Annotated in this window: 6 protein-coding genes; 1 reads left to right on the forward strand and 5 read right to left on the reverse strand. The window is 66.8% G+C overall.

Features of this window, described 5'->3' with window-relative positions:
• Positions 1-20: 20 nt before the first annotated feature.
• The 5 genes from OSH10_RS20610 to OSH10_RS20630 all read right to left on the reverse strand — a co-directional run bounded on the left by OSH10_RS20610 (position 21) and on the right by OSH10_RS20630 (position 7,435).
• On the reverse strand, positions 21-3,044 hold the full coding sequence (locus tag OSH10_RS20610; protein WP_266334203.1) for an alpha-mannosidase: 3,024 nt from the start codon (positions 3,042-3,044) through the stop codon (positions 21-23).
• A gap of 59 nt (positions 3,045-3,103) precedes the next feature.
• On the reverse strand, positions 3,104-3,946 hold the full coding sequence (locus OSH10_RS20615) for a carbohydrate ABC transporter permease (protein ID WP_266334205.1): 843 nt from the start codon (positions 3,944-3,946) through the stop codon (positions 3,104-3,106).
• A complete protein-coding gene (locus tag OSH10_RS20620) occupies positions 3,943-4,863 on the reverse strand; it encodes a carbohydrate ABC transporter permease (protein ID WP_407660743.1) in 921 nt (306 codons plus the stop codon). Before OSH10_RS20620 ends, OSH10_RS20615 begins: the two co-directional genes overlap by 4 nt.
• Before the next feature lie 113 nt (positions 4,864-4,976).
• On the reverse strand, positions 4,977-6,275 hold the full coding sequence (locus OSH10_RS20625) for a type 2 periplasmic-binding domain-containing protein (protein WP_266334234.1): 1,299 nt from the start codon (positions 6,273-6,275) through the stop codon (positions 4,977-4,979).
• A 296-nt stretch (positions 6,276-6,571) separates the two neighbouring features.
• The gene (locus OSH10_RS20630; protein ID WP_266334207.1) at positions 6,572-7,435 is read right to left on the reverse strand and encodes a LysR family transcriptional regulator; all 864 of its coding nucleotides are present in this window, start codon (positions 7,433-7,435) and stop codon (positions 6,572-6,574) included.
• Between the two features lie 143 nt (positions 7,436-7,578).
• Between OSH10_RS20630 and OSH10_RS20635 the strand changes: the two genes are divergently transcribed.
• The gene (locus OSH10_RS20635; RefSeq protein ID WP_266334209.1) at positions 7,579-9,114 is read left to right on the forward strand and encodes an MFS transporter; all 1,536 of its coding nucleotides are present in this window, start codon (positions 7,579-7,581) and stop codon (positions 9,112-9,114) included.
• The last annotated feature ends 242 nt before the right edge of the window (positions 9,115-9,356 follow it).

A 9,356-nucleotide genomic window follows, 5' to 3' on the forward strand; every position in this document is an offset into this window, starting at 1 on the left:
TTGTCAAGGATGGCGCAGGCCTAGCTTGGCTGGATAAGCCAGCTACGGACTTCGAACGGGTTGAGATCCGGTCCGGCGGCGCGATCGACCGTTTCCTCCAGGATGTTGACCGGGCCGGAGAGCCGCCAGCCCGCCCGCGGCGCGATGTCGAGGCGGCCACGCCCGCCGGCCGGCTCGTAGACGCGGAGCACCAGGGCCTTGCCGTCTTCGCTGGCCTTGAGGCCGCCGAGGCCGGCAGCCATGCCGGAGACCGCGATCGGGGTCTGCACTCCGGTCGCGACGTCAGAAGCGCGGATGGCGAGCAGCGGCTGGTTGAGGTCGAGCGCTTCCTCGCGCACGCCGCCCTCGTGCCAGGCGCCGGCATGCGGCAGCAGCGAATAGACGAAGCTCTGCTCGCCCTCGTCCGCCAGCGGATCCGGATAGATCGGCGCGCGCAACAGGCTGAGACCCAGCACGTTGCCCTTGATGCTGTGGCCATACTTGCCGTTGTTGAGCAGCGCCACGCCGAAGCCGGTTTCCGACAGATCGGCGAAGCAATGCGCCGGGACCTCGAACTTCGCCTCGTCCCACGACGTGTTGTTGTGGGTGGTGCGCCGGACGACGCCGAAGGCGCATTCGAAGGTGGCGAGATCGGAGCGGATATCGACGGGCGTTAGGGTCCGCAGCAGCACGCGGCGGTCATGCCAGTCGAGATCGGTCTGGATGTCGAGGCGCGGCGAGTTGGCGAACAGCTGCAGCGTCTGGGTGATGGTCGAGTCGCGGAACTTGCGCACGATCTGGATGGACGCGCGGTGCGGGCCGGACTCGGTCACCTCCAGGCTTTCGAACGAGGTCAGTTCCTGGCCGTTCTTGACGTAATCGTCCTCGAGGTCCCAGGCGTCCCAGTTGCGGGGCTTATCCATGGGATAGACCCAGAGCTGGTTGCCGCGACCCGCGAGCGCCTCGCGGCCGCTGCGCTTGTCGAACAGGCTGGCGATCGTGCCGTCCGCATTCAGCGTGACGCGGATCAGGCTGTTTTCGAGTTTCTGCTTCGAGACGCTGAGTCCGGCGGTCGGCGCCAGTTCCTTGTCGTCGAGCACGAGGATGCCGAGCGGCGGCACGACCGCGTCGAGCGCGATCGCCTGCCCGTCCAGTTCGACCCGGACGGGGCGGGCGTGCAGGTCGGGATTGACGACGACGAGGGCGTTCTTCGCCTCGCCCTTCGGCAACTGGCCGACCAGCGCGGATAGGCCCGCCTGCTGCGCGTCGAGGCCGGTTGCCAGCGCCTCGCCCAGTTCGCGCTCGGCGTCCTCGTAGATCTCGCGGATGCCGGAGCCGGGCAGGATGTCGTGGAACTCGTTCTTGAGCACCTTGCGCCAGGCAAGCTCCAGGCTCTCCGGCCGATCTGCGCCCAGCAGGTTGGCGAGCGAGGCGACCGTCTCGGCCGTGATCAGCGCGCGCTCGGCATGGCGGTGCAGGCGCTTGGTGTGGCTCTGCGTCGTCAGCGTGGCGCGGTGCAGTTCGAGATAGATCTCGCCCTGCCAGACCGGGATCTCGGCAGCGGGAATAGCGTGCATGCGGGCATAGACGTCCTCGACGCGAACGGGCGAAAGCGTCGGGATGGCCGGGAAATCGGCCAGCTGTGCCTGCCGCTCCAGCATCTCCGGCGTCACGCCGCCGCCGCCATCGCCATAGCCGACGGCGAGCAGGCTTTCGTCATGCAGCGTCTTGCCGCGGAAATTGCCCCAGGTGCCGAGGATCGCCTCCGGCTCGGTCGAGCCATTATAGCCGCGCACCGGATTGTCGAAGGTGTGGGCGATGACCCGGCTGCCGTCGAGGCCTTCCCAGAAGAACAGGTCATGCGGGAATTTGTTGGTCTCCGACCAGTTCACCTTGATGGTGAAGAAGGAGTCCATGCCGCCCTGCTGCAGGAGCTGTGGCAGCGCCGGCGAGAAGCCGAAGCAGTCCGGCAGCCAGCAGACGCGGTGGCGCACGCCGAACTTCTGCTCGAAATAGCGCTGGCCGTAGAGGATCTGGCGCACGAAGCTTTCGCCGGTCGGCATGTTGGTGTCGGGCTCGACCCACATGCCGCCAATGGTCTCCCACTGGCCGCTCTTCACCGCCGCGACGATCTCCTGGAACAGGGCGGGGTCGTCTTCCTCGATCTGCGCGTAATAGGCGGCGGTGGACTGGTTGAAGACGAAATCGGGGAATCGCTCCATCAGGCGCAGCGCGGTGTTGAAGGTGCGGCGCGCCTTGCGGCGGGTCTCGTCATAGGGCCAGAGCCAGGCGAGATCGATATGGGCGTGGCCGGTGATGCCGAGCTTGCCCTGCTGCGGATAGCGCGCCTTCAACTCCTTCAGCGCCGCGGTCAGATCCTTGAGCGCGCGCGAAACGCTGGCGCGGTGATCCTGACGAAGCCCTTCCGGATTGGCCTTCAGCGGCGGCAATTGCCAGATCTTCTGCTGGCCATGCTGCGGCGCCGTGCGGGCGACATAGTCCTGCGTCGCCGAGGGCCAGTCGAGCGTTGCGAAGGTGTTCTCCGCCGCCACGATGAGATGCGGCACGACCTCATGCGCGCCGAGGAAATGGGCGGCTTCCGAAACCTGGCGCAGCAGCAGCGCCAGTTCGTGCACCGGCTGGTCGATCCAGGCGAGATGGGCGCGCGTCAGGCGCGGCTCGCGCACCGGCTCGCCGAAGGGCAGGCGGGCGACGGCGTCGACACGGATCTTGAAGCGGCGGGCGGGAGCCGGGAATTCCTGGTGGAACGGGTCGAGACCGAAGCGCTTTTCAGCACCGGAGCCGATCGGCGTCAGCGTGATCAGGCTTTCCCCGCCGACATCGATCAGAAGGCGCACATCCTCGAGCGACCAATGCTCGGGCACGGACGCTTCCGTGTCGAAGGTGACGGTGCCGTCCTTCTTGGGCCAGAAGTCGCCCATGGCGATCGGAGCGCCCTCGAACTGCCAGTTTTCGACCGCGAGCGTCTCGCGCTCGCGCCAGAACCCCAGTTCCTCGACGCGGACGTCGATGCGGGCGAGCCGCTGCTGGAGGGTCAGGGACATGGGAATTCTCCGTCTCGGATAGGGGTATGGATAGGGGGAGGGGGATGGATCGGGTTGCCTCAGCCCTTGACGGCGCCGGCGGTGAGCGCACCGACGATCATGCGTTGCAGGAGGAGGAAGGCGATGATGGCCGGCACCACCGCGACGAGGCAGGCTGCGGCGAGCACCTGGGTCGAGGAAGCGTTGGAGGTGCCGGCGAAATTGAAGATCGCGACCGAGATCGGCAGCTGCGCGTCCTTGTTCAGCAGCAGGAACGGGATCAGGAACTGCGACCAGTTCAGGATCACGATCAGGATGAAGGCGGAGGCGAGGCCGGGGGCGGCGAGCGGCAGGGTGATGCGCCAGAAGGTGCCGAAGCGGCTGCAGCCATCGATGGCAGCGGCTTCTTCCAGCGACTTCGGAATGTTGTCGATGGCGCTCTTCACCAGCCAGGTGCACATCGGCACGCCGATGGCGATGTAGACCATGGTCACGCCGAAGTGGCTGTTGAGCAGGCCGAGCCGGCTCATGTAGCGGTAGAGCGGCACCAGGATGACCAGCGGCGAGATCATCTGGAAGGCGAGGATGGTCATCATCAGCGCCGATTTGCCGGAGAACCAGAAGCGCGAGAAGGCGTAGGCCGCGGGAGCCGCTACCAGCAGGCAGCCGAGCCCGCCCAGCGCGGACAGCTTCAGCCCGTTCCAGAGATAGAGCAGGAAAGTCGGGTCCGAGAGGATCTGCGCGAAATTGTCCAGCGTCGGCCGCTTCGGGATGAAGCGGCTGGCGCCGAGGAAGACTTCCTGCCGGGTGCGCAGCGACAGCGACAGCAGCCAGGCCAGCGGCGTCAGGAAGAAGGCGGCAATCACGATCGCCGACAGATAGGTGAGGGCGTCGCCCCATTTCTCGCGGGCTTCGTGGGTCATTCGGACACCTCCCGGCGCGGCATGAAGGACGCATAGAACAGCGCCAGCACGAGACTGATCACCAGCATCAGCACGGACAGCACACTGCCGCCGGCAAGGTCGTAGTTGCGGAACACCGTGTTGAAGGTGAACAGCGACAGCACTTCAGTGGCGCGGCCCGGGCCGCCGCCGGTGAGCGAGATGATCGCGTCGAAGGTGTTGAGCGTCTGGATCGTCACCAGGATCGAATTGACCAGGATAGCGGCGCGCAGCTGCGGCAGCGTGATGAAGCGCAGCTTCTGCAGATGGCCGGCGCCATCGACGCTCGCGGCTTCATACAGCGTCGGGTCGATCGCCTTCAGCGCGGCGTAGAACACGATCATGGAAAAGGCCGTGCCCCGCCAGACATTGGAGATGACGGCCGAGAGCATGGCGATGTTGGGGTCCGACAGCCAGGCGACCGGCGAGACGTGCATCATCCGCAGCACGCTGTTGATGGCGCCGAACGGCGCCTCGCTGAACAGCATCTGCCAGATCAGGCCGTTGGCGATGCCGGGGATGACCCAGGCGACCAGGACCAGGGTGCGGAGCGCGACCATACCCTTGAGCTTGCGCCGCTCGCCGCGCATCACCAGCAGCGCGATGGCGAGGCCGAAGGCCTGCTGGCCGACGACGCTGGCAATGGTGAAGACGGCGGTGGTCTTGAGGATGTCGAGCAGGGCGGGGTTCTCGAACATCGCCTGCAGTGTGACGATCGTATAGCGCTCGTCGGAGCCGACGAGGCTCGCATTGGTCAGGCCGAGGCGGAACACGTCGAGGATCGGATAGAGATAGAAGACGCCGAGCATGACGGCGACCGGCACCAGCCAGGTGAACGGGTTGGCTTCGATGCGTCGTGCGAGGCTGGGTCCGGCCACGCGGCGTTGCGCGGCGCCCATGGCGGCCGCCGTTGTCGTCGGCATGAGGTCTCTCCTTGAACGCCCTCGCGCGCAGCGGAGGGAAGGGCCCTGTCCCGGGGGGAGAAGGACAGGGCCCCGTCGCGAATACCGGGTCAGAGGCGGGCGAAAGCGGCCTGGACAGCGGTATTGGCGGCATCGAGCGCCGCTTCCGGCGTCTTCGTGCCGGAGAGGACGTCACCCATCATGATCTGGATCTGGTTCGAGATCTCCGGATAGATCGGCACGCCGGGGCGGGCCTGACCGTTGACGAGCGCCTTGGCGAAGGTCTCGTTCGCCTCGGTCTTGAAGACGTCGTACTTGCCGTAGAGGGCCGCCGCCGTCGGCAACTGCTGCTGCAGCGCGTTGCCGGGGCCGGCGTAGATCTCCTTGACCACGGCCGCGCACATGGCGACCTTTGCCGGATCGTTGGAGAAGGCGCCGAAGGTCCAGCCGCCGGTACCGGTCGAGCGCTGGTCGGCGGTCGGGCCGGGGATCTCCGAGAAGGTCCACTTGGCGAACTCTTCCGGCTCCAGCGTGTTCTTCAGCTGGCCATACTGCCAGTTGCCGCCGATGAACAGCGCCGCCGTGCCGGCCGCCGCCGCCGCGTTGAACTCGTCATAGTTGACGATGGTGGCGACCCGCTTCGGCGCCGCGCCGGAATCGACCAGATCCTTGAAGTAGTTGACCGCCTTCAGGAATTTTTCGCGGTTCTCGCCCTCGGCGAAGATCGGCTTGCCCTTGTCGTCGACGAGCTTGCCGCCCTGCGCCCAGAAATTGGCGAGCCAGTCGAAGGTCGTGCCTTCCCAGCGGCCGCCATTGAACAGCACGCCCTCGCCGCCCTTTTCCTTGGAAGCGAGCGCGGCGGCCTTCAGCTCGGCCCAGTCCTTGGGCGCATCCGGAACGATTTCCTTGTTCCGGTAGAGCACGCGCAGGTCGGTGTTCCACCACCAGGCGTAGATCTTGCCATCCGGGCCGGTGATGCCCTCGCGGATGAAGGGGAACAGGTCGGCGACTTCTTCCTTGGTGAAGTATTCGTCGAGCGGCTTCAGGACGTTGGCGCCCTTGAACAGGGCCAGAACGAAGCTGTCGACGGCGGCGCAATCCGGGCCGTTGCCGGACTTTGCCTGCTCGAGCATGCGGGCCTGTTCCTGGCCGATATTGTCGGACATGCGCTCGAGATCGATGCGCCAGCCCGGATGGCGCTGGATGAATTCGCTGAACAGCTTCTGGTAGCCCTCGGCCCAGACCGGATCTGTGCTGGTCGGGCCGTCATTGGTCAGGCGGAGCGTGAAGGATTTGGGCGCATCGGCGGGGCCGACGCGGTCCTTGGTGACGAGATTATCGGCATGGGCAGAGACGGCGACGAACGCGGCGGCGGAGGCCAGCAACGCTGTGACGAGACGCAAGCGCATCATGAAATCTCCCGTGGGTGTTTCCTCGAACGAACGGCTGTTTCGCCGTCTCTTTTCTTCCGCTCCGCATTTTTGGCGGCAGCTGCGACGGATTAAATCACATCGATTTTATATTGCAAGCGGAGTCACGAAGGGGTTTGCCGCCGGAGCGTGACGGAGGGGCGGAGGCAGGGCGTAGAGCGGGGGGCGAAGGTGTCGGTGGCGAGCCGGTGCAAGCTACGGGATCGAGGAAGCGTGCCGGCGAAAACCCTCTCCCGCGACCGGGAAAGGGTGGGGTGAGGGCTTGCTCTCGCTGCTCAGCCCGTCAACGTCGCGCCGCGATGCTCGCGGAAGGCGGCGGCCAGCGTGCGGAGCGCCCCGCGCGACTTGGCGTCGGTCAGCGTCGAATGCAGCACGATTTCGGACGAGGGCAATTCCGGCAGCCCGAAGCGCGAGCCGACCTCGACCGTGCCGGCGGGCGCCATCCGGCAGGAGAAGGCGCCGATGGCTAGCCCGGCCGAGACCGCCGCCGTCACCATCGACGAACTGCCGCCGAGAAACACCTCGGTCCAGGGAATGTGGCGGGCGTCGAGCGCGCGGGTGGCGATGTCGCGCACGCCGCAGGACGGGGCCAGCGCCGCCAGGCGCACCGGCTCGCCCTGCCGGTGCTCGAACTGCGGCACGGCGTACCAGCCGAAATGCTCCGGCCCGATCATCTCGCCATCGCGCCGGTCATCCTCGCGGCGGATGATGGCGGCGTCGAGCTCGCCGCGGTCGAAGGCGTCGAGCAGGGTGCGCGAATTGTCGAGCCGTACCTCGATCGTCAGGCCCGGATCATGCGCGTTGAGCCGCGCCAGCAGGGTCGGCACTTCCGGCCCGGCGACATGCGCGGCGATGCCGAGCGTGAAGCGGCGGCGGCAATCGGAGAGGCCGGCCAACGCCCGTTCATGCGCGGCGAGAAAACCGCGCGCGCCGTCGAGGAACAGCGCGCCCTGCGCCGAGAGCCGGACGGAGCGGGGCGTCCGCTCGACCAGCCGCTGGCCAATCTTGTCCTCCAGCCGCTTCAGCTTGACGCTGATCGCGCCCTGCGTCGTCCCCAGCGCCTCGGCGGCGCGCGTAAAGCTCTGGAAATCGGCGATGGCGACGAAGGCCTGAACCGACTCGACGTCCAGCACGGTCATGGCAGTCATCCGGATTTGTTGTCTCTGAAATAGATATCCATCCGGTTTTGCTGTCGTCAAGTCGTCGATAAGGTCGGCGCCGAATCTCTCGCCGCGACGCCGGCCCTCCCGCCGGAGCCGTCGCGGCCTTCGAAAGCCGATCCATGACCCACGACCCGTCCCCGTCGCGCCGCAGCCTCGTCGCGCTCGCCGCCGTCTGTCTCTCCTCGCTGATGTTCGGCCTGGAAATCTCGAGCGTCCCGGCGATCCTGCCGACGCTGGAGCAGGTGATGCATGCCGATTTCATTGAGTTGCAGTGGATCATGAACGCCTACACCATCGCCGTGACGGCGGTGCTGATGGCGACGGGCACGCTGGCCGACCGCTATGGCCGCAAGCGCGTGTTCCTGATTGGCATCACCGCCTTCGGTCTCGCCTCGCTGGTCTGTGGTCTGACGGAGAGCGTATCGATCCTGATCGTCGCCCGTTTCCTTCAGGGCCTGAGCGGCGGCGTCATGCTGATCTGCCAGGTCGCCGTGCTGTCGCACCAGTTTCGCGGGGGCCGGGCGCGCGGCATGGCGTTCGGCTGGTGGGGCATCATCTTCGGCATCGGGCTCGGCTTCGGCCCGATCGTCGGCGGCGCCATCGTCGCGGTCTGGAGCTGGGAATGGGTGTTTCTCGTCCATGTCGCGCTCAGCCTGGTCACCTTCGGGCTGGCGCAGGTCGGCGTGGAGGAATCGCGCGATCCCGAGGCGACGCATCTCGACCTCGCCGGCATGCTGACCCTGTCGCTCAGCGTTTTCGCGCTGGCCTATTTCATCACGCAGGGACCCGATCTCGGCTTTGCCAGCCCGGCGGCGCTGGCTATCCTTTGCGTCGCGATCGCGAGCTTCTTCGGCTTCATCATCGCCGAAAAACGCAGCCCGCGGCCGATGTTCGATTTCTCCGTATTCCGCATCCGCCCCTTCTCCGGCGCGGTGATCGGCTCGGCCGCCATGAATGTCAGCTTCTGGCCGTTCATGATCTACCTGCCGATCTGGTTCCAGGCCGGTCTCGGCTATGACAGCGTCGCGGCCGGCACAGCGCTGCTTGCCTATACGCTGCCGACCCTGATGGTGCCGCCCCTGGCTGAGCGTCTGTCGCTCCGCTACCGCCCCGGCCTCGTCATTCCGGCCGGCCTGTTCCTGATCGGGCTGGGCTTCCTGGCGATGAAGCTCGGCAGCAGCGTCGAGGCGGCCAGCTGGCTCACTATGCTGCCCGGCTGCGTGCTGGCCGGCATCGGCCTCGGCTTCACCAACACGCCGGTGACCAACACCACGACGGGCGCGGTCGCCGCCAACCGCGCCGGCATGGCGTCGGGCATCGACATGAGCGCGCGCATGATCTCGCTCGCCATCAACATCGCGCTGATGGGCTTTTTGCTGGTCGAGGGGGTGCGCGCGTCGCTGCGGGCGGCGCTTCCGGACGGCATCGACGCGACGGCGTTGCGCCAGCTGGCGCAGCAGATCGCCGCCGGCGCGACGGTTTCCCCCGAGAGCGGCGTCTCCTCGGCAGTCGTCCATCAGTCCCTGACGAACGGCTTCGGCTGGGTCCTGCTCTATGGTGGCCTCGCCGTCTGGCTACTGGCGATCGCGAGTTATTTCGTCTTCGGCCGCAGTGGGGCGAAGGCAGCCTGCCCGGCGCAGCCGGTGGTGGGGTAGGAGCGATGGAAGGCCCTCACCCCAGCCCTCTCCCGCGGGCGGGAGAGGGGGCTGCCGGCGCCTGACCCGAGGGCTCGCTATCGATTGACGGACTCCGGCCGAAAACCCTCGCCCGCTTGCGGGACTGCTGCGTTAGTCCAGTTTTGGGATTGTGTCGGTCTGGGCGTGGTGGCAGTCGCTCGGTTCAGACCTTCTGTGGCGGGGTGGGGACGATCGTGGGGAGAGACGATCGTGGGGCGACG

It is taken from the genome of Kaistia defluvii (assembly GCF_026343955.1).
In the GTDB taxonomy this organism is placed as follows: Bacteria; Pseudomonadota; Alphaproteobacteria; order Rhizobiales; family Kaistiaceae; genus Kaistia; species Kaistia defluvii.